Raw genomic sequence first — 22,297 nt, 5'->3', positions numbered from 1 at the left:
AGACTCACCTTGTCTCAGTTAGATGATATGCAATCGACTCATATGGTCGTAACGTCACTTTCTTAAAGGTTGATGGAGAATCTTCGTAGTTTGAAATCAATACCTCTGCATGATACCCATCTACTTCAACATGGGACGGCAGTTCAAAGGTTGCTTCTGTTTCATAGAAATTATTAATGACAAGTAACTTTTCATTCTCTCCATTACGGATATAAGCGAATAGTTGAGGATCTTCATCTAAAAGGAGTTCATAATTACCATATGTGATGAGATCGACACTTTTTCTTAATGAAATCAGCTTTTGGTAGTGATCAAATACGGAATTTCTTTCTTTCAAGGTATCTTCTACATTAATGTCTTCATAGTTTTTCGCGACCGGAATCCACGGTTCCCCTGTCGTAAATCCAGCATGAGGTTCAGGCGTCCATTGCACAGGCGTTCTGGAGTTGTCTCTTGATTTATGGCGCAAAATCTCAAGAACTTCTTCCTCACTATATCCTTTTTCCTCTTTTAAAATCGAGAAAATATTCAATGACTCTACATCACGATAAGAAGAGATTGCGTCAAACTTAGGGTTTGTCATCCCAATTTCTTCTCCCTGGTAAATATAAGGAGTACCCTGCATCAGGTGCATCGTGGTAGCGAGCATTTTAGCTGATTCTCGTCTGTACTCTCCGTCATTTCCATAGCGCGATACGATGCGAGGCTGGTCATGATTGCACCAGAAGAGCGCATTCCATCCGCCACCTTTGATCATTTCTGTTTGCCATGTGGAAAGAATCTCTTTAAGCTTTAAGAAATCAAAGGCTGCTACAGACCATTTCTCTCCGTTAGGGTAGTCGACTTTTAGATGGTGGAAATTGAACGTCATACTTAATTCATTTCGCTCAGGGTTCGAATATTGAATGCAGTCTTCAATTGTAGTAGACGACATCTCGCCTACTGTCATGCTGTTATACTTCATAAAGACGTTCCGATTCATTTCGTTCATGAATTCATGAGCGCGAGGACCATCTGTATAGAATTTGCGTCCGTCACCAGGTGCGACAGACCCATCATCATTCGGGAAGTTTTGATTTTTCGAGATCAGGTTAATGACATCAAGTCTGAAGCCATCTACTCCCTTTTCAAACCAGAATGTCATCATATCATACACTTCATCACGCACTTTCTCATTTTCCCAATTTAGATCAGCCTGAGTGACATCAAAAAGATGTAAATAATATTGACCCGTTTCCTTATCGAACTGCCATGCATTGCCGCCAAACTTTGATTGCCAGTTTGTCGGTTCCGCTCCATCAACGCCGTCTTTCCAAATGTAATAATCACGATAAGGATTATCCTTTGATTTACGAGATTCTACGAACCACTGATGCTCTGTTGATGTGTGGTTCACGACAATGTCCATAATAATCTTTATATCTCTTGCATGAGCTTCTTTTAAAAGACGATCAAAGTCTTCCATCGTGCCATACTCTTCATAAATACTAAAATAATCACGAATGTCGTAACCATTATCATTTTGAGGAGAATCATAGATCGGTGTTAACCAAACAACGTCTACCCCTAGCTCTTTTAAATAATCAAGCTTTTCAATAATCCCCTGAATGTCTCCCGTTCCACTACCTGTCGTATCATTAAAGCTTTTTGGATAAATTTGATAAACAACGGATTTCTTCCACCATGGTTGCATTTAATTCCACTCCTAATGTTAGATTAAACAGTTAAAAACAAAGGCGATACCATTGGAGCTCTTACGCACCTAATGATATCGCTCCTTTTCTTTACTCGCTTACTTTTCTTACTTTTCCATATAAGAATGTTAAAACAAATGGCACAACAAGTACAATAGCCATACCTGTAAAGAAAGCACCCCAGTATTCTTTGAAAATGGAAAGGAATCCTGGTATACCACCTACACCAATTGATGTTGCTTCAACGCCACTAACGGTAATGACAAGACCAGCGATCGCTGATCCGATAATTGCAGCGAAGAATGGAAATTTAAAGCGTAAGTTTACCCCGAACAAAGCGGGCTCGGTCACACCAAGAAAGGCAGACACGGCTGACGTTCCGGCAAGACCTTTTGTTTTTTCATTACGAGTAATAAGCATCATCGCAAGTGCAGCTGCACCTTGCGCAATATTGGATAGAGCTAGCATCGGCCATAAGAATGTACTTCCTGTGCTACCAATCAACTGTAAGTCAACAGCAAGGAACGTGTGATGCATCCCTGTAATAACGAGCGGTGCATACAAGGCACCATAGACTAGTCCACCAATGGCTGGCGCAAAATCAAACAAGCCAATAAAGCCATCCGTTAAGAGATTCGCAATCCAGAATGTTACGGGACCAATTAGAGTAAACGCAAGGAAACCAGTGACAAGTAACGCTACAGGCGCCACGATCAGCATCTGAATCGAATCTGGTATCCGTTTATTTAAGAACGTTTCGATTTTGGCTAAGATATACGCTGAAACAAGTACTGGTAACACTTGACCTTGATAGCCGATTTTCTCAATTTCAAGTCCGAATAAGTTCCACGTTGGAATATCATCTGCCTCACCATATGCCCACGCATTCAGTAAGTCCGGATGGACGAGAATGAGACCAAGAACAATACCGAGCAATGGACTTCCGCCAAATTGCTTGGCGGCTGACCAACCGATCAGACCTGGTAAAAAGACGAAGGCTGTATTGGCAATCAGGTTAATAATACTCGCTAAATCTGCCCATTGCGGATAGACTTCGACTAGCGGATCACTAAAGAAAATATCTGGTGCTGTGAGAATATTATTAATCCCAAGAAGCAAGCCAGCAGTAACGATCGCAGGTAAGATCGGGATAAAGATATCGGCTAGCGTCTTCACACCGCGCTGAAGGAAATTCTGTTTATTTGCAGCCGCGTCTTTTACATCCTGTTTGGACGCGCTTTCAATTTCTGCCAACTCTGCAAAAATCTTAAATACTTTATCAACCGTTCCCTGTCCAATAACTACCTGGAACTGTCCATTAGCCGAAAATGATCCTTTCACAAGTTCGTTCTCTTCTAATGCTTTTGTATCAACTTTACTTTCATCATGTAAGACAAGACGCAGACGAGTCACACAATGTGTGGCGGTCGAAATATTCTCTTTTCCACCAATGGCTTCAAGAATGTGTTCAACAGACTCTCGATTAATCGCCATGTTTTCTTCCCCCTTAGTAAAAAAAGCTATTTACCTTAGAGAGCACGTTGAGCAGTGCTCTCTAAGTTACATTCCTTTAACCTTTTACTTTCGTAGTCATAATTTCCGTTTCATTTGAAGCACCTGTTGAGTATTTCTTCTCAACATTTTCAAGAACATCTGCGTTCGTAATAATGACAGGCGTAATGGTACTTGCTGCTTTTTCTTTCACAAGATCAAGGTCAACAGTAATAAGTGGATCGCCAACTTTTACTTTGTCGCCTTCTTTCACGTGACCTTCAAAACCTTCGCCACCCATGCCAACTGTTTCAAGACCAACGTGGATCAAAATCTCAAGACCTGATTCAGACTCAATTCCAACAGCATGCTTTGTGTGGAAAAATTGAATAACCTTACCGTTTACCGGTGATACAACTTTGCCATCTGTAGGTTCGATCGCAACACCGTCTCCCATCATTTTTTGTGAAAATGTCGGATCAGGAACCGTTTCAAGTTCAACAACCTTACCGTTTAATGGAGCATAAATAACCTCTTCAGAAGGTTTTTCTTTTTTACCAAATAGTTTTTTCAACATTGATATCTTCTCCTTTCAACCGCTTTCATTTATTTAACATCTTGTATAGACAAGTTCATGTTTCACCTTGTAGTCTATCTTGTATAGACAAGTTAGTCAACTCCAAAGCTCATCTTTTTTCAACCCAAGGGGGAAGGATTGATTCGTAGGTAAATTCCCTTCACTCCATTTCCTAAACGCTCATGTTTCACTTTGCTCAAAAACGTATACATAAGAAAGAAGGAGTGATGACATGAAGAAAGAAATGATTAAAACGCTTTACTTTGGTGATGACGGCAAGATTCCAAACAACGCTTTCTATCCTCTTACCCTTTATCGTGCTGCGTTAGAAAACCACGATGCGATGGCCCTTTTTAACAAGAACAATTGGACGAACGCATGGCAAAATGGCGTTTTTCCTTATCACCACTATCACAGCAATACACACGAAGTACTTGCCATTGTAAAAGGAGAAGCTTCGATTACGTTCGGGGGTGAAAAAGGAGAAACGATTCGTGTGGAGAAAGGAGACGTTGTTGTCATACCCGCAGGAGTTGGTCACAAAAGAGAACAAGCTTCCTCCGACTTTCTCGTTGTCGGCGCTTATCCAGATGGCCGCGATCACGACCTTAGAACTGGGGAGCCAAATGAGCGTCCTACGGTTCTTGAGAACATTCAAAATGTGCCTGTACCTGAATTCGATCCCGTTTTCGGAAGGGATGGGCCCTTAAAAAAAAGCTGGACAAAACAGTAGTTCCACAAAAAAAGGCGCCAGTGGCGTCTTTTTTAGGTGATAGATTTTGATTTTTTAAAACCCGGAACCGTTCTTTCATAGAAATCCAGATGATCTGGATGATGGGCGATACGGCTATTTACGTGAAGCGAATCAATCGATGTCATCTCTTCATCCGTTAATTGGAAATCATACACATCTGCATTTTCTTTAATTCGTTCTTCACGAGTTGATTTTACATTTAAAAGAAGGTCATGTTGTAAGCACCATCTGATCACAACCTGAGCAGGGGTTTTCCCATAACGATCGCTGATGGCTTGAATAACGGAATGACTTAGCACCTGACCCCTCTTTAACGGAGACCATGCTTGAACTCGGATTCCTTTTGATTGGCAATAATCTCGCAGTTCGCCTTGAATTAATTCCGGATGTAGCTCAATTTGATTGAGCACCGGTGTCACAGTTGAGATGCGAGAAATGGCTTCAAGATGATGGGTTTCAAAATTGCTAACGCCAATCGCACAAACTTTCCCTTCATGATAGAGCTTTTCTAAAGCCTGCCACGTTTCAAGGAATAAGTGGGGTACGGGCCAATGAACTAAGTAAAGGTCGAGATAATCGGTGCCAAGGCGCTCAAGCGACCGCTCAAATGCGGCTAAAGTAGCATTATATCCCTGTTCATCATTCCAAACTTTAGAAGTAAGAAAGATTTCCTCCCTCGGAACGCCCGAATCCTTTATCGCCATTCCAACCGCTTCTTCATTTTCATAATAAGAAGCCGTATCAATTCCTCGATAGCCTGTTTCCAGAGCAACCTTAACACCTTTAATTACTTCTTCATCGCTCATCTTAAAAACTCCGTAGCCTAAACAAGGCATTTTAACGCCATTAGAAAGCACTACTCTTTTGTCGATCCCCATCATAACCTACCCCCTTCTCTCGTTTCAATTTCATTAAACAAAGCTATAGTTAATTTATTTTTCCAATTTGCTTCCTATACCTTATATGAGCTTTCGGTATTCATTAATAAAAACCGTTGGATCCTTTTTAATAATAAACGTAACCACACCACGATTGGTATGAAGGTACAAAAAGCCATAAAGGGTTGATTGAAAACGATACGACATATCAAACACATCTTGTATCGCAAATTGATCCTGCCCAACGATAATACGATCTTCATATAATTTTAAGTCGTGCTCCTGCTCAAGTGTTTTCTGCTCGTTCCGTTCTATTTTTCGTGTCACCTTAACAAAAGGGTGAGATAAAATTAATTTCAAACTCATCATCCTCTTCTTCATTCATTCTACATATGCTTGCTCTGTTCCTCTTTAGAAAAAAGAACAAACATAGAAAAGGAGCGAACCAGAACAGGCCCACTCCTTTTCAATCCTTATTCATTCAAAGCATTTCGCTTTATTACGATAAGAATATTTTTATTTTCCTTCAATTGCTTCAATGATTTTATTCGCAGCACTTTCACTTGACTGAGGGTTTTGTCCTGTAATCAAGTTACCGTCACGAACAGAAAAAACGGACCAGTTATCTGCTAACTCAAAGTTCGCTCCCTTTTCACGTAGCTTTGATTCAAGCAAGAATGGCATTTGCTCAACAAGTCCCATTTCTCGTTCCTCTGAATCAGTAAAGGCACTTACTTTCTTCCCTTTTACAAGAGGAGTACCGTCTTTATACGTAACGTTTACTAGTCCAGCAGGACCATGGCAAACAGAGCCGATAATTTTATTAGCTTCAGCTTGTTCCTGAAGAATATGCTGTAGGACTTCACTATTTGGGAAGTCAAACATCGTACCGTGACCACCTGGTAGGAACACAACATCAAAGTTATTCGCATCTTCTTTCGTTACCTTTGTTGTATTCTTAAGTTGGTTCTGTGCATCTTCCCACTCTTTCGGATCTTCCTCTGGAATACTATTTGGATCAAGTTCAACTTCGCCACCCTGGATCGAAGTTACTTTAATATCATACCCTTTTTCCTTGAAGATGTTATAAGGGACAGCGAACTCTTCAAGCCATAACCCTGTTTTGTGTTCTGAATCGATTTCTGTATGATTTGTTACGACCATTAATACTTTAGTCATTTGAATTCCTCTCCTTTATCTTCTAAGTACTTTGTTAGTCTCTTTGACCACTTTAGTACAATACCCGCTTTTCATAAAAGTATTCATCTTATTGAAGATCCAGAAAGTTTTCTAATATAGCAATTGCGGGATAACAAAAAATAAGTAGAACACATTTAGAAAAACAGCGCCCATAACAAGGAGGGTTTTCATCTTTTTTAACTGAACAAGATACAGGATTAGCCAGAGTGCGAGTAGCCCAATAGGGACTAATAAATAGTCATTATTGTCAGCTAACTTAAGGACTGCGACGAATTCAAGAATAGAATATGGAACGATAATTACTCCTAGGATGATGTTAATTAAATGAATCCACTTTCGGTCAAGATCTTTCACAACACGCGTTTCCCCTTTCTTACAAGCCCGTTCTTTTCGATGCTCATTCCATTTTCCTTTTCTTATGTGTAAGAGTCAACGATCAATTCCAATTAAGTCTCTTTTCATCGTTCAACCATTCCATTATCTGGTCTTTTTCTAATCAAAATGTCGTATATTGTTGATAAAACGTCGAATATCCTTTCTTCTAGCCGAATGGTTTCACTTGTAAAGTAAAATCATTTAAGGAGGAGAAATGATGATTCAAAAAATGAGAATCGTGGCAGCGCTACTAATCGTAAGCGCTATTTTTGTAGCCACACCATCCTTTGCTTCAGCGGCATTAGGAGATCGAACGATGCAAAATGGGAATTCTGGGGAAGATGTGAAAGAACTACAAGACTATTTAATGACGAAAGGAATGTTTCCTTACCATACAGCTACAGGTTATTTTGGTAGTATTACGGAAAATGCCGTTGCTGCGTTTCAAGAAAGCCGAAATTTGCAAGTGGATGTTCTTGCCGGCTCAGAAACAAACAAAGCGGTTCAAGTACTTAGAAGAGGCGATATTGGAAAACAGGTCATACATATACAAAGTCAGCTTCAACAAGCTGGCTATGAAGGACAAGTCGATGGTATTTACGGTTCAGGAACGGTCGCTACTGTCGAACAGTTTCAGCGTAACAAAGGGCTAGCGGCTGATGGAATTGCTGGACCAGCGACACGAAGAGCGTTAGATCAAATGGCATCACCTGACTCGGCGGCTGGAAAAGAAATGACTGTTGAAAGTACAGCTTATACGGCCAACTGCACCGGTTGCTCTGGCGTTACTAAGATGGGCATTGATTTAGAAAAATACCCTGATGCGAAAGTGATTGCTGTTGATCCAGATCAAATCCCACTAGGCTCAATTGTCGAGGTGGAAGGATATGGAACTGCAATTGCAGCTGACATCGGCGGTGACATCGATCACAATCGAATTGATGTTTTTATTCCAAACCAACAAAACGCCCTTAACTGGGGTCGCAAAGATGTAACGATACGCGTCATTGAATAGTAAAAAGACAGGTTCGCTTAGAGAACCTGTCTTTTTACTATTCGTTTGTTGAATGCTTGCCTCGCTGCTGCAGCTTAATTAACCGATACGTATGAGTAAAGATTACTTTTAGCACTGCGTACGTTGGGATGGCGAGAATAAGCCCGAGAAACCCTGCAAGACTACTGGCCACCAATAGGAGCAAGATGATCGTTAAGGGATGAATATCCAGCTTACGCCCCATCACAAGCGGTGAGACAAGATTACTTTCAATTTGTTGAATCACAATGACACCAAGGACAACCCATAGGGCTGTTAACGGTGATTGGATCAGTCCGACGATGACGCCCGGTGCTGTTCCGATAATCGGACCGATAAATGGGACAACGTTAAGGAAGAGAGCAATCATCGCGAGAATTAAGGCATAGTCAAGATCAATGATGACATACCAAATATAAACAAACGTTCCGATAAAGACACTTACGATCAGCTGTCCCTGGATAAATCCGCTTAGCGCGTCATCCATATCTTCTAGTATTTTCGCTCCCTCTTTCCGGTGGGCTTTAGGAACGACTCGAAGTAAGGATGGCATCAGCTTTTTTCCATCTTTCAGCATAAAGAACAAAATGAATGGAAGAAGAACAATCCCAACGAGCACATTCGTGACAACATTTAGGATTGAAAAAATGTAATTTCCAAAAGAAGAGCTAATTTCTCCAATTGAACCAGAAATGCGATCGGTCAATCCCTGTATGTCGATCATTTCACTTTGAAGAATTCTAGCTATGTACGGATTCCTCTGCCAGTCGTTAATCGCGGATTGCAAATCATTCACAAGCGTTGGGGCACCCTTCACAAGACTATTAAATTGCTCAACAAGTACAGGACCAATACTAATAACAAGTCCCGTTACACCACCAGCTAGCGCCAGATAAACGAGAAGAATACCGAGTGGCCTTGGTATTTTCCATTTTTCTAATAGAGCAATGACAGGGCGTAGAATGTAATAAAACACTCCTGCTGCAATAATTGGAAACGCTAATGTTGTTACTAGGATGACAAGGGGACGAAAAATAAATTCAATTTTACTGCCAACCCAAATCACTGTAAAAATAAGAAGAAGCCAAATAAAAAATCGAAATAAGCGCGATTGTTGCACTGTGTCTTCACTTCCTTTTTTTCAATCGAATAAAGCCTTTACGATAAAGGCGAATAATCATCTCCACGAACCACACTGGATATTTTTTCGGAAAGAAACGAGATGAATAAAGGCGGTCATAGGCTACCTTAAGATCTTCCCAGTGTGTACACACCTTGCTTTGACGAAAGCGAACGACATCAATGACGCGAACTTCCCCATTCGATAGTAGCATAACGTTCTGGAGATGCGTATCTGAAGGATTTAGCCCTTTCTTACGCGCGTAGTTAAGAGCATGATCAACTTTTGCAATCATTTCCTCTGTAATCACGATTCCTTGAATTAAACATTCGTAAAAGGTCAGTCCTTCTAAATATTCTAATACGACATACCCCTCTCCTCCTTCATAGAAAGAAGGGTAGTCATCATTATTGTTTAACTCTTGATAAATCGATGCTTCAAGTCTTGCAAGATGAACAAAATCAGGATAAAAAACTTTAAGAACTTTTTGCTCATCCGGGATCTTAAAAACAACTGCACTTCTTCCTCTACCGATGATCGTTAAGTCATCTGGTTTATGAAGAACACTTGTCCCTTCTATTCTGATATTAATCATGATTCTCTCAATGTCGTTCAAGCACAAGCACCCTCTTCACTTCTTACATTTGTTACGTTTCTATATTTTAATCTATTCGCAACAGATGTCTTGTATAAGGGGAACCAACCTCTATACTTAATTAAAGTCAATTTGTCACTAGGTAGCTAAAAAATGGTGTTTTCTTATCGATTTTACTCTCTTTACGAAAAATGACAAGAAAAGGTTTCACTTTCTAAAATGTCTCTCCCGTCATGGTTTCCATAAATAATTTATAAAACATAAAATAATTCAGTTCGATCGCCACATGATGAGCCGGCCTATTATCAAATTCTGCTTGTTCAAAGGATTTTCTAAAATCACCGATGCTAAGCCCCCGCGCCTCTCCAGTAATTTCTACTGCAACTGGCGTACGGTAAAAAGTACAGATGCTATTATTTTCCACGCTCATTATAGTGAGCGCATCGTGAACGGGACTTCCTTCAATATCCGGAACCATCTTTTGATAAAATTCCTCGTAATAATAATCTAGAAGCGGTTTAAGAAAAGGAGGCTTACTGATTGCTTCAATATAATTGACCATTCCTGGTGTTACAATAGCGTGCTGAGTTACGTTTAGGGGAAATAAGAAAACATTCTCTGCATACTTCATGACGATATTCGCTGCAACGGGATCCGCATAAAAATTCGCTTCTGCACTCGGAGTGACGTTCCCTGGTACATTAAATGCTCCACCCATAATATAGAAAGATTGAATCATTTTCATCGTATCTGGATAGAGAAGCAACAGCGTAGCAAGCGAAGTCATTCTGCCCACGTTAACAATAACCAGATCTTCACTATATTTTTCAATGAGAGTGATAACTTCAAAGAAATTTTCTAATGGCTCAGCTTCATTTGGTGGCGGGCTAATCGGACCTAAACCTTCGGGACCGTGAACATTCGGATAATATGTTGGCACTTCACCTGTCATTGGCTTTTCCGCACCACCCATTACTGGGATATCTGTTCGGCCCACTTCTTGAAGTAAGTAACGCACATTCCGCGTTGTTTGCTTTTTCGATACATTACCGTAACAGGCTACTATACCAATCACCTCTATACCTTCTGATAAATAAGCAAACAACAGAGCAATCGTGTCATCAATCCCAACGTCTCCAAAAAACAATACTTTTTGTCCCATGCTTTTCACCTCATCCCAGTTTTCATCACAACTAGCCTATTCATGAAAAATGAGAATAAGAAGCAGGACATTTCGAGATGCACTAGGTATTCGATCCAGTCAACGTGAAAAAAGAGTAGGCGTCCTACTCTTCAGGAACAAAAATATGTAATTCGTTGTGCATCACTTCAGCTTCAAATGGAAGATTGACACCTTCATCCCCATCAATATTGACGACAAGTTCATGATCTGACTCTACTTTTAATTTAGAGGCGGGGAAATATTCCACTTGAGCGTTGTCTTGTAAATTTCCACTAAAAAGATCTGGGATAATTTTAAATACTTTAGGTAGAGAAAATTCTCTTAAAATAAAGATGTGAAAATACCCATCATTCACCTCAGCATGCTGGGCGAACGATTGAATTCCACCTACTGAATTCGTTAAAGCAATCAGCATGATATACGCTTCTCCATTCCATTGTTTTCCATCATACGTCACTTTCAGGTCAAAAGGTGTTTTATCTTTTAGCGCTTTTCCACCTTCAATTAAATAAGCAAGCGGTCCAAATTTGGATTTTTGCTCAGGCGTCACGTCATATACGGCTTCTGCAATCGCACCTACAGCAAGCACATTCATAAAGTACTGATCATTAATACGTCCGATATCGACCGGTTTAGTATGCTGTTGTGCTAGAACTTTTAGCGCCTTTTTCGGTTGCATAGAGATGCCGAGCGCTCTTGCGAAATCATTAACTGTCCCTAAAGGAATGAAGCCAAAATTAGGGCGCTCCGACTCACTTGCTAATCCGTTAATGGCTTCATTAATCGTTCCGTCTCCCCCCATTGCGACAAGCGTGTTAAAATGATTCTCGCATGCGGCTTTAGCAAAACGGATCGCATCCCCTTCTTTTTCTGTATATTTCACTGTAACGTCCACATGATTTTGTTGTAAAATGTTTAGTGCTTCTTCTTCGTAATTCATTGCTTTTTCTTTACCAGATGATGGATTTATTATGAGCATAGCACGTTTCACGATTTTGTCCTCCCTAAACAGAAATTGCAAAGTCTGTTTCTACCATTCCCCTCTTTTTGGAAGGTGAAACAGTTCTTACGATCAAGGATAAGTGTAGCTTTGTTTTTTCTCCCCTAGTAATCGATACGACACGCGAAGTATTATTAATAAGCCGTTTAAGCTAGCTTTATTGATCATAGAAAGGAACAATACCGATGAAGAATTACCTCTCATTCGTTAGCAGTTTTATCGTGTTATTTTTTTGTTTACAGCTCTTATCAGGAATTTTTTTCACTGTTTTCCATAACCAATCCTCCTACTCTAGCGCAGGCAATTATACAAGTGCGGAAAATTCTTTTTTAGTAACCATTATTGTACTGGCAACCTCTGCTGCCCTTGCGTTTTTCATTCAAAAGTGGCTTAATAAACGCTTAAAGTAACTCCTTGTTTAGAAATAGAGACACGATCTCCACCCCCATTTACATACAATACTGTTGGACACCCCCTATCGCTAGTTGTGATAGGGGTTTTTGATGTGCTCCTTACTCGTAAAAAATTGTTTCTAATCGATGGAAATAGGCTATGTTAAACACTAAACAACTTATTCAGGAGTAGGAGTCGTCTATGAAATATCAATCGCTGTATCGCATTAGCGTGATCGTTTGGATGTCCGTTAAGTTCTTCCTCCAACTTGAACGCTTTCGAAGAAAAAGCAAGCATTCGTGGGATCAGGAACGCTGGCAGAAACTATTAAAAAAGCAGGCAAAGGAGTACAAGGAAAAAGCGATTCGGCTTGAAGGACTGCTCGTTAAGCTAGGACAATTCCTCTCAACTAGAGCGGATATCCTTCCAAAAGTTTTTCTAGAAGAAATTGAAGATCTCGTTGACCGCGTCCCTTCTTTTTCCTGGGAGAAAGCGAAACAAATTCTTGAAGAAGAATGGGCAGCGGACGTTCAAGATGTGATTGACAACCTTTCAGATCGGCCGATTGCATCAGCTTCCATAGGACAGGTGTACAGAGCAACATTAAAATCGGGCGAAGAAGTGGCAATTAAAATACGCCGCCCCAACATTCGCAAGATTATTCGGGCTGACTTTCAAGCCCTTCGCATCGTGTTCTGGCTTATGGATAAGTTTACATCGTACGGCAAGCAGCTTGATTTAAGCAGGCTTTACGAGGAAGTTCGACACGTGATTGAAGATGAGCTTGATTTTAAGAAAGAATTGAAAAATGGCCTTCACTTTAAGGAGCGCTACAGCGATAGTCCAGGCTATCGGGTTCCTAATTACGTCCCAGAATGGTCAACGAAAAAAGTGCTCGTCATGGAATGGATGGAAGGCGCTCGTATAACAAACCTTTCTTATATTGACAAGAAAGCCATTAATCGACGAGAGCTAGCTCGCAAGCTTTTAAAGGGATATCTTGAACAGCTTCTTCAAGAAGGACAATTTCATGCCGATCCTCACTCTGGTAACCTTCTTATTCAAGAAGACGGGACGATCGTTTTTATCGATTTTGGTATGGTCGGACATATTGAAGCAAGGGATGCTCTTTCCATTCGAAAGCTCATTACCGGAATCGTGCTTAGTCAGTACAGCGATGTAACAGAGACTCTAGACGAATTGCGCTTTCTTCTTCCTAACTCTGATAAAAGACAGATTGAGAAAGCCATACAGACGCTAGTGACCTTATTCATTGAACAGGATTTAACGATGATGGATGAAGATACTGCTGAACAAGTTTTAAAGGAAGTACAAACGCTCGTAAATAAGCAGCCTATACAGTTACCGAGTGAGTTCGCTTTTCTAGGGAGAGCCATTTCAACCATCGTAGGGATTCTTTACACTTTGGATCCCAATATTGATCTAATTGAAGAAGGCAAACCAATAGTTCAAGAGTGGATCAATCGCGAGGAATCGGCTGGCTATGACCCTAAAAAACTATTGAAGCAGTTCTATGCAAGAATTTCTTCAATTGAAAATCCACTTGATCGACTTTCGGATGAATTCGCCGATCACCGCCAATGGGAAGAAAACGTGAAGAAAACAGAAATTCGATCAAAAAGTATGTTATGGAATAAACACTATGCCTTTATTCTCTTTTCGTTAAGTTTCATTGGTTTTTTTGTAAGTCTTGCTTTTGAGATTCAGTCCCTATTCCTTCCTACTGTCATATCCAGCGGCATTACTCTACTCGTCCTCTTTACTGTTAGTGCAATGGAAAAACGACTCTGGTTAAAAAAGGAGAAATAAAGATGGAAGAATCGAAAGTGATGAAAGAAACTACTGAAAAGCTTGGTACAAAAGAAGTGAAAGTGGAGGGACTTCAAGATGGCTATCGCATTACAGTGAAAGCGAATGAAGAAGAATTAAAACAACAGCGTCGCGTTGGCGGTGCATTTATAAACCTTCTAAAACAACTTGAAAAAGCCGGGTACCGATTACCATTTCCTTTTTCATGGATCTTACGGTTTTGGAATCGTTACTCAAAACCTTAATATAGGAAAAAGGAACTCCTTACTTTTTATTTTCACGAACACGCCTTATTGTTACAATAAAAAAAAGGGAAAAACCATTAGAAATAACAAGCAAGAAAGGATGTTGACCGTGGAAAAATCTCAGGCAGCTGACCTCATTACAAAAGTAAGAGAGGCATCCCCTCTCGTTCATAATATAACGAATACCGTCGTAACCAATTTTACAGCGAACGGCTTACTCGCTGCAGGAGCAAGCCCCGTTATGGCTTATGCGAAAGAAGAAGTCGCTGATATGGCCAAGATTTCTGGAGCTCTTGTTTTAAATATCGGTACGTTAACAAAAGAACTGGTGGAAGCGATGGTTATCGCTGGAAAAGCGGCAAATGAAATGAACATTCCTGTTATTCTCGACCCGGTTGGAGCAGGGGCCACTCCGTATCGAACATCAACAGCTCGACATATTCTTAAAGAAGTCGATGTGCAATTTCTAAGAGGAAATGGAGCTGAAATTGCAAATATTTCAGGGAAAAAGTGGTCAATTAAAGGCGTTGATGCTACAGAAGGAGAAGGAAATAGCGAAATGCTAGCAAGAAAAACCGCAAAAATGTTTGGTTGTACGGTCATCCTCACAGGGGCGATCGACATTGTTTCAGATGGCGAAACGACACTTAAACTTGGTAACGGCCACCCGATCTTAACGAAGGTAACCGGTACTGGCTGCCTTCTCTCCTCTCTTCTCGGTGCGTTCGCAGCTGTGGAGTCAGATCCGATGCTAGCTGCATACGGCGTACTTGCGTTTTATGGTGTTGCAAGTGAAAAAGCCGCCGATCATATTGAAAATCGGCCAGGCGACTTTCAAATTGCGCTTTTAAATCAACTTTCGCTTATTACACCAGAAGACATTGAAGCAAATGTCCACCTCGTCAAATAACACCAAAGAGGAGCGCAACTGCGCTCCTCTTTTTTATATTAATTCGATTTACCTATTTCAAAATTGCTTAACGATGAGCAATGAAAAAACAATCTTCAATCCCTTTAAACGTATAAACCACTTTTTCAAGCAACGGATGAAAGTAGACAATAAGATAATCTCCGCTTCGATCGATGACTCGTTTACCCGAATGGTACACCGGATAATCTTGCATGGTGCATGTTTCTACTTCGACTTCGGAAGTGATCCAATCTATCACTTTTGCTTCTTCATCCATTGCTTCCCCCTTGAGTCATTACTTATCTATGAATGTGAGATCCCCTCATTCGTCAATTTGACACATTCACCTCAAGCGCTCATTTGTTTTAATAGTATCTCAATACTCTTCCACATTCCATGAAGTCTTAAACCCATAGAAAAACCTGAAGCGTACGCTTCAGGTTTAATCCTAAAATAAGAGACCAATGATCCCTGCCAATATACCTAACACAATGGCAATAATAAACCAAATAAGGGCAAGAATGATAATAAGCCAACCAATGCCTTTTCTACCTGTTTGAATAAAGTAGATTCCAAGAACGATTGGTCCAAAAATTAACCCGATAATCGCCCAGAAAAAAGAACTTTTATCCCGTTTTTTTGCATCCACAAATAAATAAATTGCTATGACAATATTAAGAATAAGCCCAAATGACAGTTCCATACGCTCACCTCGTTTCTATATCTAAAAAAATCTTTCCCTAAAGTACGGATTTTTAAACCGTGTCTTCCTATAGATTAATTGTTAAGGTGTCATACGCAAATAAAATGTTTTTATCATGCAGAAGCGTTTCTTCCACCTTTTTGAGGTCGTCATAGCTCAATTGATCAGGTTCTTCCAAGTGTGTTAAATACACTTCTTTCACCTGTAACTTTTCAATAATAGATAGTGTTTGACGAAATGTTGCTTCTTCTTTCAAAACAGGATGATCTTCACTGATTTGTCGCTCTCCTGTTAAAGGATGAAATTCGCAGATGCCAGTCGGCAATACCGCTACATCCAATTCACCAAGTTCCTCTGGCTCCCAACCATAAAGTTCATCTGGAGCAATCAATATCCGTTTGCCTTCCCCTTCAAACAGGAACGCATAAACATAATCCTCAGATAAGCGAAACGGAGTAATTGATACGCCATTAATGGTTACTTTCTCCCCATCGTTCAGCTTATGAAGCGCTATGTATTTTTGTTGATCAAAAAAAGCAAGATGTTCACCACTACCTAATCTTGTTTGAAAGTCAATCGCCACTTGCTCCGGCAAATAAACGTCCGTTGTTGTTCCTTCTGGGGGATGGTTGACCCAATCCGCATTTACTGATTCTAGCACCCGCCTCCCCATAACATGATCAGGGTGCCAATGCGAATAAAATACGCCGTCTATCCTCGAAATCTGCGAGCGATTTAACTGCATATAGCTATCTTCAGGCGTATCAATTAATACGTTAGGACCGTGAACAAAAACACTAGGACCCGATCGACTGTAAGGGACACCTTTCGCTCTCGCTTCTACGCAAACTGCGCACTGACATAGTGGCCGGGGGATCGCCATGGCCCCACCGGTACCAAGAAATTCAATTTGCATACGATTTCTCCTCTCTCCTATCTTTGGAATTCTTTTCCTCTCTTTCATTCTATCATTTTCTTTCTTTTCCATAAGTTATCTCAACAATATTCGTCACAAAAAAGACAGTTTATTTAAAAAATAGGAGGGAAAACCAACCATAGATTCGAATAGAAGGAGGATGTTTCAATATGTCAGAACCACAAACAGAAACAGCTTATCAGCTACCACGAATCGGGTCACCAGCCCCTGACTTTACTGCCAACACGACACACGGGCAACTTTCACTCGATGATTACAAAGGAAAATGGTTTGTGTTGTTTTCGCATCCCGCTGACTTCACGCCGGTATGTACGACAGAATTTGTGGCTTTTCAGGAAATTTATCCTGAGTTACGAAAGCTTGATGTTGAGTTAATCGGCCTTAGTGTCGATAGCGTTTCCTCACATTTAGCATGGGTTCGAAACATTGAGAAGAATTTTGATACCGAAATTGAATTTCCGGTTATTGCTGATCTCGATCGAAAAGTGGCGACGCGCTACGGCATGATCATGCCGGAAGAAAGTCAAACGGAAACGAGTCGTGCAGTCTTCGTAGTTGATGATAAACAAGTTGTCCGAGCTGTCATCTACTATCCTCTTACGACCGGTCGCAACATGCATGAAATTATGAGATTAGTAAAGGCGTTAAAAACAACGGATGAGCACGGTGCTCCGACACCGGCCAATTGGGAACCAGGAGATCAGGTCCTTGTTTCTCCTCCTAAAACACAGGAAGATATGAAAAAGAGGGAAAACGAAGAAGGTCTTGAATGTATTGATTGGTATTTATGCAAAAAAGATTTAAATCAATAATCGTTTGAAAGAACCGGCCTAATGACCGGTTCTTTTTCTGTTGACTCTATATGAATTCCATCGTTTGGGAATTTTACAGGAACCTATCTCCTCACTAGTTCTTTTGGATTATTTTCCAAATTGCACTTTGCTAGATTAAGATTATAATAGAGAAGAAAGCGGATATAGTTTGACGGAGGTAATCGTATGAAAAAGGAAGAGAATAAACTTCCAAATGCAACCATAAAGCGTCTTCCTCTCTACCTTTCTTATTTAAAGAGCGTAAAGAAATCAGGGCAAAAATCGATCTCCTCAGTTGAGATTGGTCATGCGCTTAATTTTAAATCGGATCTTGTGAGGAGAGATTTTTCTAAGATAAAAGCCCCAGGTCGAAAAGGGGCAGCGTACGAAGTTAAAAAACTTGTGAATCACCTTCACTTGATTGTAAACGAAAAGACTGAGCCTGAAGCAGCTTTAATTGGCGCAGGTCGACTGGGCACAGCGCTTCTTCACTATAATCACTTACGGAAATCGTCACCTAAAATTAAAATGGCGTTTGATAATAACCCAAAAGTCGTTGGCAAAACCATTGCAGGTGTACCGGTCTATCATATCGATGAAATGAATGAACGTTTAACCGCTAGTGTAACGGTAGCCATTCTAGCTATTCCCGCCGCTTCAGCGCAAATGGTTTCTGAAAAGCTATCTGAAACCGGAATACTTGGTATTATGAATTTCTCATCTGCCTACCTTAAGCTCCCAGCTAACGTTCACCTTCAACAAATTGATTTAGCACGTGAACTGGATACACTCTCTTTCCTGATTCATTTCTTTTAATAAGATGCACGAAAACCCCTCACCAAAATTCAACGTGGCGCAGGGGTTTTCTTTGTGTTTTTTGAGTTTTTCTTATTTAATTTGGCAGGTTCATAGCCGCTATCAAATAAAACGCCGTTTGCTGTACCAGTTCTTGCGATAAGTTCATTGATATCTGCCGTATCTAACGTCTCTGCCACTTTTAAGAAAATCTGAGCAGAAGCTCTTGCATCATCTAGCGCATGGTGATGGTCAAGTTGAATTCCAAGATAATCGGAGACAACATTTAATTTATACTTGGGTAACACCCATGTCTTTTTTGATAGATTCACAGTGCAGTTATACGCAAGCATTGGATATGGGAGACCATATTGGTCAAGAACAGCACGTAGCACGCTCATATCAAATTGCGCATTATGAGCAATGAGGAATTTCCCCTCAACTAACTCACGAATTTCCTCTCGCCACAGAATATCAAATTCAGGTGCATCTTCAACATCTTCTTCTGTAATCCCGTGAATGCTAATATTGATGCCAGAGAAAACATTTTGTTTCGGCTTCACTAAACGATAATATTCTCGAATCAACTGACCATCTTCATATTCAACAAGACCAATCGAGCAAACGCTTCCTCGTGAAGAATTTGCTGTTTCAAAATCTAACGCCACAAAATTCATATGGAAACTCCTTTACCGTTCATTACCCACATTTTAAAAGGTTCTTAATGATTCGTCTAGCTGTTTGCCTTACATTGCTATACGAGCGCCTCTACTAATCTGAATAAATCCTTATGCAATGTCAATACTGGGTAACACAACTTGCTAGTGAGGTGAAACATGAATTCAATCGATATATCGTTACATATTTTTTATTTTATCGTGATGATCTCAAGCGCCATTTATTTTTATTTCCTAAGCCGAAAACCAAAGGGCGTACCTTTGTATGAATATGTGATCGCTATCGTCATTACAGGATGGTCTGGAGTCGCTTATTTATCCATTGCATTAGGTCAGGGGCTATTAGAAAGACCAGAGAAAACGATTTACTTTGCACGATACTTAGATTGGGTGGTCTCTACTCCCCTGTTACTATTATCACTTGCCTTAACCGCGATGTTCTACCAAAGGAAAATCAACCGCACACTGATCGCTTCTCTGATTATAGCTGACGTATTCATGATTTTAACTGGACTGATCGCCGATTTTTCACCTGATTCGCTAAAATACATCTGGTATAGTCTAGGGCTTGTTGCCCTTGCAATCATATTAAGAATTATATGGGGCCCTCTTAAGAGAATGGCACATGAAAGCGACCAACTTGCCAAGCACTATAAGCGAATGGCCATTTATTTAACATCTTTTTGGGTGCTTTATCCGTTGGCATGGTTCTTTGGCGCATCAGGAGTAGGTCTAACGAAAGGCATCATTGATACACTAGCGTTTATCGTTCTTCCAATCTTCTCAAAAGTTGGCTTTGGCATTTTGGATCTTCATGGTCTTCGAAAAATAAAAGGATAGTGTCAAAGAAAGAGCGAGAATGACGTATTTCAAACGCGTCTTTCTCGCTCTTTTTCATGTAGCTTATTCAACAGACTGTAAAATTGTCTTCTTAAACGAATCGATTGCTTGATCTGTTGGAATTGTGTAGTTGCACTCGAGCCCAATAAACCCCTCAAAGCCTGTCTTCTTAATCGCTTTTAAGATGTTCCTAAAATTCAACTCACCTGTACCCGGCTCATGACGTCCAGGATTATCAGCAATATGATAATGATTGATTCGGTTACAAAAATTTGTTGCGTTACGGGTAACATTTCCTTCCGTAATTTGCTGATGATACACGTCAAATAATAGTTTTACATGTGGACTATTCACTTGATCGACAATCGACACTGCCTGATCTGAATATTGTAGAAAATGACCTTCATGATCAACAAGCCCATTTAACGGTTCAACTTCAAGGACAACATCAGCCTTTTCACATAGTTCCGCACTTCTTTTAAGTGTTTCAACCATCGCTTCTTGCTGTAGGCTAATGGGCGTATCGACCATCACGTTTCCCGTTTGGGTAATGATCGACGGCGTTCCAAGTTTTTTACACGCTTCAATCGTTTCTGATAATCCTTGAAGATATGATTCTCGCAGTTTCGGATTAACTAAATTAAAAAAACGCGTACAAGTTGCCGTAATTCCAACGCCAATTTGACTCTGGGCCTTAGCCACTTGCTCCAGATTTAATTCCGTCCAATCATAATATTCTAGCCCATGAAATCCATGATCCTTCACTTTTTCCAGGTGAGTGATCACATCCTCACCTGGGTAGGCTCCAATGCATAGGGAATATTTCAACAATGGTCAACTCCTCATATAGCTTTATTACATTGACTCAATTCCCTTTTACGTCACATACGAAAAATAGTATGCAAAAACAGTAAGTAATCCCACTGTACAAAAAATCAACGTCCCGATAAAAAAAGGGTGCCGCGATCCACTCTTATGTATATCGATTTCACCTGAGTGAAGTCCTCTATGAAATCTACCGATTGTACGACTGGCATTCTCCTGATAGGGTCTAAAGTAAGCAGGTAACCAGATAAGCGCTAATAATAATAGACTCGCAACAAACAAAGAATCGATGTAAGACCATTCATTTGCTTTAGCTAGTAGCATGACAAGGCACGATTCTAAAAAAACCGTCCCTCCTATTAAAAAGATTCTCTGCTCTCGAGCACTTAGCTTACTTAAAAAGCGTGTTTCAACAACCGAAGAAACCTTGCTCAGTACCCCAGCAAACAGAACAGCCATAACTAGAAAGCTAAAGCTTGCGAGAAATTTAACGATCAAATCGGATCACTTCCTTAAAAGATTAACTGACACTCTTTTAAAGTTACGATCTAAAATCATGAAAGTTACGTTTTCTTCCAAATTATTCTTTTCAATTCATTCTTTCACCGCCTTGATAATCATCGTAGTTGGAAACTTTCTCGCTTTATAAAGAGAATAATACCGGTCAGAGATAGCCTCCTTCTCTTCGTTATACAGGTTTGAAACATCACTTTCAATGACCTCTTGAATGGCAAAACCTACCTGGATTAACTTATTGATATACGTGGCCATTTTCCGCTTATGGATTGTCATCCGAACGCCTTCCCCTTTAAAATCTTCAAACGTATGCAGGCCTTCCTGCTGATAAGAACCGTTCAACGAAATCTCACCATTCTCACTCGTTACATGAACATAAAGAGGATGATCCCAGCTAAAAATAAAACTTCCTCCCTTTTTCAAATAGGAATAAACAAGCTCAAACGTACGCGTTAAATCCGTTGTCCAGCCAATCGCATAGATCGAAAAAACGTGATCAAAATAGTTTTTTGGTAAATCGATCTCTTGTTCCATCGGCGCACAAAATAACTTAGCTGACAAACCGGCTAGCGTACTTTCTGCCGTTCTTCTTTGTTCTTCAGACAAATCAATTCCCCAAAGTTCAGCAGCTCCTCTTTTAGCCATATACCGAAGTGAATGGCCACTACCATAGCCAATCTCGAGTACTTTCGCATTTGCCACTTCATCAAATAAATGAAGTTCTTCCTCTGTTTGTGCATAAGGACCATAGTGAGGTAGCGCATCAATTCCATTAAAATGATGCGCTACTTTGTCCCAGCTTTGTTTGTTCTGGTTTAAAATTGTGTTATTCATCGATCTCTCCTCCTCAACTCCAATCAATTCGGGAATAAGCGTATGAAACCCTTTTTCCATCGGAGAATAAAGAGGCGAGC

The 22,297-nt window shown here is 40.3% G+C and carries 26 protein-coding genes; 8 read left to right on the top strand and 18 right to left on the bottom strand.

Annotation, left to right across the window (positions count from 1 at the left end):
- Window positions 1–4: 4 nt before the first annotated feature.
- The 3 genes from treC to ATG70_RS03345 form a co-directional block, all read right to left on the bottom strand.
- A complete protein-coding gene (gene treC / locus ATG70_RS03355) occupies window positions 5–1,693 on the bottom strand; it encodes an alpha,alpha-phosphotrehalase (RefSeq protein ID WP_098442958.1) in 1,689 nt (562 codons plus the stop codon).
- A 91-nt stretch (window positions 1,694–1,784) separates the two neighbouring features.
- On the bottom strand, window positions 1,785–3,188 hold the full coding sequence (gene treP / locus ATG70_RS03350) for a PTS system trehalose-specific EIIBC component (RefSeq protein WP_098442957.1): 1,404 nt from the start codon (window positions 3,186–3,188) through the stop codon (window positions 1,785–1,787).
- Between the two features lie 76 nt (window positions 3,189–3,264).
- On the bottom strand, window positions 3,265–3,762 hold the full coding sequence (locus ATG70_RS03345; RefSeq protein ID WP_098442956.1) for a PTS sugar transporter subunit IIA: 498 nt from the start codon (window positions 3,760–3,762) through the stop codon (window positions 3,265–3,267).
- A gap of 232 nt (window positions 3,763–3,994) precedes the next feature.
- Here ATG70_RS03345 and ATG70_RS03340 point away from each other — a divergent pair, with 232 nt between their 5' ends.
- Window positions 3,995–4,495, top strand: a complete 501-nt coding sequence (locus tag ATG70_RS03340) for a cupin domain-containing protein (RefSeq protein WP_098442955.1) — start codon at window positions 3,995–3,997, stop codon at window positions 4,493–4,495.
- Between the two features lie 32 nt (window positions 4,496–4,527).
- Here ATG70_RS03340 and ATG70_RS03335 read toward each other — a convergent pair whose 3' ends face one another.
- The 4 genes from ATG70_RS03335 to ATG70_RS03320 form a co-directional block, all read right to left on the bottom strand.
- Complete coding sequence (locus tag ATG70_RS03335; RefSeq protein WP_098442954.1) at window positions 4,528–5,397, bottom strand: aldo/keto reductase; 870 nt, start codon at window positions 5,395–5,397, stop codon at window positions 4,528–4,530.
- 78 nt (window positions 5,398–5,475) lie between these two features.
- Window positions 5,476–5,754 carry a hypothetical protein gene (locus ATG70_RS03330; RefSeq protein ID WP_098442953.1) on the bottom strand — a complete coding sequence of 93 codons (279 nt, stop codon included), beginning with the start codon at window positions 5,752–5,754 and terminating at the stop codon, window positions 5,476–5,478.
- Between the two features lie 156 nt (window positions 5,755–5,910).
- Window positions 5,911–6,573: a type 1 glutamine amidotransferase domain-containing protein gene (locus tag ATG70_RS03325; RefSeq protein WP_098442952.1), complete on the bottom strand. Its 663-nt coding sequence runs from the start codon at window positions 6,571–6,573 to the stop codon at window positions 5,911–5,913.
- Window positions 6,574–6,684: 111 nt separating this feature from the next.
- The gene (locus tag ATG70_RS03320) at window positions 6,685–6,948 is read right to left on the bottom strand and encodes a hypothetical protein (RefSeq protein ID WP_098442951.1); all 264 of its coding nucleotides are present in this window, start codon (window positions 6,946–6,948) and stop codon (window positions 6,685–6,687) included.
- A 238-nt stretch (window positions 6,949–7,186) separates the two neighbouring features.
- On the opposite strand from ATG70_RS03320, the gene ATG70_RS03315 reads away from it, so the two are divergent.
- A complete protein-coding gene (locus tag ATG70_RS03315; RefSeq protein WP_098442950.1) occupies window positions 7,187–7,984 on the top strand; it encodes a peptidoglycan-binding protein in 798 nt (265 codons plus the stop codon).
- A gap of 37 nt (window positions 7,985–8,021) precedes the next feature.
- Here the strand turns inward: ATG70_RS03315 and ATG70_RS03310 are convergent, their stop codons facing one another.
- From ATG70_RS03310 to ATG70_RS03295, 4 genes are all read right to left on the bottom strand, one after another.
- Window positions 8,022–9,122: an AI-2E family transporter gene (locus ATG70_RS03310; protein WP_098442949.1), complete on the bottom strand. Its 1,101-nt coding sequence runs from the start codon at window positions 9,120–9,122 to the stop codon at window positions 8,022–8,024.
- A gap of 7 nt (window positions 9,123–9,129) precedes the next feature.
- On the bottom strand, window positions 9,130–9,738 hold the full coding sequence (locus ATG70_RS03305; protein ID WP_098442948.1) for a serine/threonine protein kinase: 609 nt from the start codon (window positions 9,736–9,738) through the stop codon (window positions 9,130–9,132).
- Between the two features lie 193 nt (window positions 9,739–9,931).
- Window positions 9,932–10,879 carry a nucleoside hydrolase gene (locus ATG70_RS03300; protein WP_098442947.1) on the bottom strand — a complete coding sequence of 316 codons (948 nt, stop codon included), beginning with the start codon at window positions 10,877–10,879 and terminating at the stop codon, window positions 9,932–9,934.
- A 124-nt stretch (window positions 10,880–11,003) separates the two neighbouring features.
- Entirely contained in the window at window positions 11,004–11,891 is an 888-nt protein-coding gene (locus ATG70_RS03295; RefSeq protein WP_098442946.1) for a diacylglycerol/lipid kinase family protein, read from the bottom strand.
- Window positions 11,892–12,494: 603 nt separating this feature from the next.
- Between ATG70_RS03295 and ATG70_RS03290 the strand changes: the two genes are divergently transcribed.
- From ATG70_RS03290 to thiM, 3 genes are all read left to right on the top strand, one after another.
- Window positions 12,495–14,123 (top strand): ABC1 kinase family protein, encoded by a 1,629-nt coding sequence (locus ATG70_RS03290; protein WP_098442945.1) that lies wholly within the window; start codon window positions 12,495–12,497, stop codon window positions 14,121–14,123.
- Between the two features lie 2 nt (window positions 14,124–14,125).
- Entirely contained in the window at window positions 14,126–14,368 is a 243-nt protein-coding gene (locus ATG70_RS03285; protein WP_098442944.1) for a hypothetical protein, read from the top strand.
- A gap of 109 nt (window positions 14,369–14,477) precedes the next feature.
- On the top strand, window positions 14,478–15,278 hold the full coding sequence (thiM, locus tag ATG70_RS03280; protein ID WP_373560752.1) for a hydroxyethylthiazole kinase: 801 nt from the start codon (window positions 14,478–14,480) through the stop codon (window positions 15,276–15,278).
- A 67-nt stretch (window positions 15,279–15,345) separates the two neighbouring features.
- On the opposite strand, the gene ATG70_RS03275 is transcribed toward thiM, so the two are convergent.
- The 3 genes from ATG70_RS03275 to ATG70_RS03265 all read right to left on the bottom strand — a co-directional run bounded on the left by ATG70_RS03275 (window position 15,346) and on the right by ATG70_RS03265 (window position 16,897).
- Entirely contained in the window at window positions 15,346–15,555 is a 210-nt protein-coding gene (locus tag ATG70_RS03275; protein WP_098442942.1) for a hypothetical protein, read from the bottom strand.
- A gap of 171 nt (window positions 15,556–15,726) precedes the next feature.
- Window positions 15,727–15,981, bottom strand: a complete 255-nt coding sequence (locus tag ATG70_RS03270; RefSeq protein WP_098442941.1) for a hypothetical protein — start codon at window positions 15,979–15,981, stop codon at window positions 15,727–15,729.
- A gap of 67 nt (window positions 15,982–16,048) precedes the next feature.
- Complete coding sequence (locus tag ATG70_RS03265) at window positions 16,049–16,897, bottom strand: MBL fold metallo-hydrolase (RefSeq protein WP_098442940.1); 849 nt, start codon at window positions 16,895–16,897, stop codon at window positions 16,049–16,051.
- 170 nt (window positions 16,898–17,067) lie between these two features.
- Here ATG70_RS03265 and ATG70_RS03260 point away from each other — a divergent pair, with 170 nt between their 5' ends.
- Both ATG70_RS03260 and ATG70_RS03255 read left to right on the top strand, forming a co-directional pair.
- Window positions 17,068–17,730, top strand: coding sequence for a peroxiredoxin (locus ATG70_RS03260; RefSeq protein ID WP_098442939.1), 663 nt, complete (start codon window positions 17,068–17,070; stop codon window positions 17,728–17,730).
- Between the two features lie 186 nt (window positions 17,731–17,916).
- Window positions 17,917–18,546 (top strand): redox-sensing transcriptional repressor Rex, encoded by a 630-nt coding sequence (locus ATG70_RS03255; RefSeq protein WP_098442938.1) that lies wholly within the window; start codon window positions 17,917–17,919, stop codon window positions 18,544–18,546.
- 29 nt (window positions 18,547–18,575) lie between these two features.
- On the opposite strand, the gene ATG70_RS03250 is transcribed toward ATG70_RS03255, so the two are convergent.
- On the bottom strand, window positions 18,576–19,202 hold the full coding sequence (locus ATG70_RS03250) for a 3'-5' exonuclease (RefSeq protein WP_098442937.1): 627 nt from the start codon (window positions 19,200–19,202) through the stop codon (window positions 18,576–18,578).
- 159 nt (window positions 19,203–19,361) lie between these two features.
- Here ATG70_RS03250 and ATG70_RS03245 point away from each other — a divergent pair, with 159 nt between their 5' ends.
- Entirely contained in the window at window positions 19,362–20,042 is a 681-nt protein-coding gene (locus tag ATG70_RS03245) for a bacteriorhodopsin (RefSeq protein ID WP_098442936.1), read from the top strand.
- A 63-nt stretch (window positions 20,043–20,105) separates the two neighbouring features.
- Here the strand turns inward: ATG70_RS03245 and ATG70_RS03240 are convergent, their stop codons facing one another.
- The 3 genes from ATG70_RS03240 to ATG70_RS03230 all read right to left on the bottom strand — a co-directional run bounded on the left by ATG70_RS03240 (window position 20,106) and on the right by ATG70_RS03230 (window position 22,217).
- Entirely contained in the window at window positions 20,106–20,873 is a 768-nt protein-coding gene (locus ATG70_RS03240) for a TIM barrel protein (RefSeq protein WP_257147601.1), read from the bottom strand.
- A gap of 45 nt (window positions 20,874–20,918) precedes the next feature.
- Window positions 20,919–21,365 carry a hypothetical protein gene (locus ATG70_RS03235; RefSeq protein ID WP_098442934.1) on the bottom strand — a complete coding sequence of 149 codons (447 nt, stop codon included), beginning with the start codon at window positions 21,363–21,365 and terminating at the stop codon, window positions 20,919–20,921.
- 96 nt (window positions 21,366–21,461) lie between these two features.
- Window positions 21,462–22,217, bottom strand: coding sequence for a class I SAM-dependent methyltransferase (locus tag ATG70_RS03230; protein WP_098442933.1), 756 nt, complete (start codon window positions 22,215–22,217; stop codon window positions 21,462–21,464).
- Between the last annotated feature and the right edge of the window lie 80 nt (window positions 22,218–22,297).

The organism is Bacillus sp. es.036, from assembly GCF_002563635.1.
Lineage (GTDB): Bacteria > Bacillota > Bacilli > Bacillales > Guptibacillaceae > Guptibacillus.
The sequence above is the reverse complement of the archived record's forward strand: the minus strand, read 5'-3'. Positions and strand labels throughout refer to the sequence as shown.

Excerpts from the sequence above, each read along its gene's own strand:
- ATG70_RS03340 (WP_098442955.1), top strand. The coding sequence starts at position 3,995 with ATGAAGAAAGAAATGATTAAAACGCTTTACTTTGGTGATGACGGCAAG.
- ATG70_RS03285 (WP_098442944.1), top strand. The coding sequence starts at position 14,126 with ATGGAAGAATCGAAAGTGATGAAAGAAACTACTGAAAAGCTTGGTACA.
- ATG70_RS03335 (WP_098442954.1), bottom strand. The coding sequence starts at position 5,397 with ATGATGGGGATCGACAAAAGAGTAGTGCTTTCTAATGGCGTTAAAATG.
- ATG70_RS03270 (WP_098442941.1), bottom strand. The coding sequence starts at position 15,981 with ATGGAACTGTCATTTGGGCTTATTCTTAATATTGTCATAGCAATTTAT.
- treP (WP_098442957.1), bottom strand. The coding sequence starts at position 3,188 with ATGGCGATTAATCGAGAGTCTGTTGAACACATTCTTGAAGCCATTGGT.
- ATG70_RS03265 (WP_098442940.1), bottom strand. The coding sequence starts at position 16,897 with ATGCAAATTGAATTTCTTGGTACCGGTGGGGCCATGGCGATCCCCCGG.
- treC (WP_098442958.1), bottom strand. The coding sequence starts at position 1,693 with ATGCAACCATGGTGGAAGAAATCCGTTGTTTATCAAATTTATCCAAAA.
- ATG70_RS03250 (WP_098442937.1), bottom strand. The coding sequence starts at position 19,202 with ATGAATTTTGTGGCGTTAGATTTTGAAACAGCAAATTCTTCACGAGGA.
- ATG70_RS03345 (WP_098442956.1), bottom strand. The coding sequence starts at position 3,762 with ATGTTGAAAAAACTATTTGGTAAAAAAGAAAAACCTTCTGAAGAGGTT.
- ATG70_RS03300 (WP_098442947.1), bottom strand. The coding sequence starts at position 10,879 with ATGGGACAAAAAGTATTGTTTTTTGGAGACGTTGGGATTGATGACACG.
- ATG70_RS03255 (WP_098442938.1), top strand. The coding sequence starts at position 17,917 with ATGAAAAAGGAAGAGAATAAACTTCCAAATGCAACCATAAAGCGTCTT.
- ATG70_RS03315 (WP_098442950.1), top strand. The coding sequence starts at position 7,187 with ATGATTCAAAAAATGAGAATCGTGGCAGCGCTACTAATCGTAAGCGCT.
- ATG70_RS03245 (WP_098442936.1), top strand. The coding sequence starts at position 19,362 with ATGAATTCAATCGATATATCGTTACATATTTTTTATTTTATCGTGATG.
- ATG70_RS03325 (WP_098442952.1), bottom strand. The coding sequence starts at position 6,573 with ATGACTAAAGTATTAATGGTCGTAACAAATCATACAGAAATCGATTCA.
- ATG70_RS03275 (WP_098442942.1), bottom strand. The coding sequence starts at position 15,555 with ATGGATGAAGAAGCAAAAGTGATAGATTGGATCACTTCCGAAGTCGAA.
- ATG70_RS03290 (WP_098442945.1), top strand. The coding sequence starts at position 12,495 with ATGAAATATCAATCGCTGTATCGCATTAGCGTGATCGTTTGGATGTCC.
- ATG70_RS03260 (WP_098442939.1), top strand. The coding sequence starts at position 17,068 with ATGTCAGAACCACAAACAGAAACAGCTTATCAGCTACCACGAATCGGG.
- ATG70_RS03230 (WP_098442933.1), bottom strand. The coding sequence starts at position 22,217 with ATGAATAACACAATTTTAAACCAGAACAAACAAAGCTGGGACAAAGTA.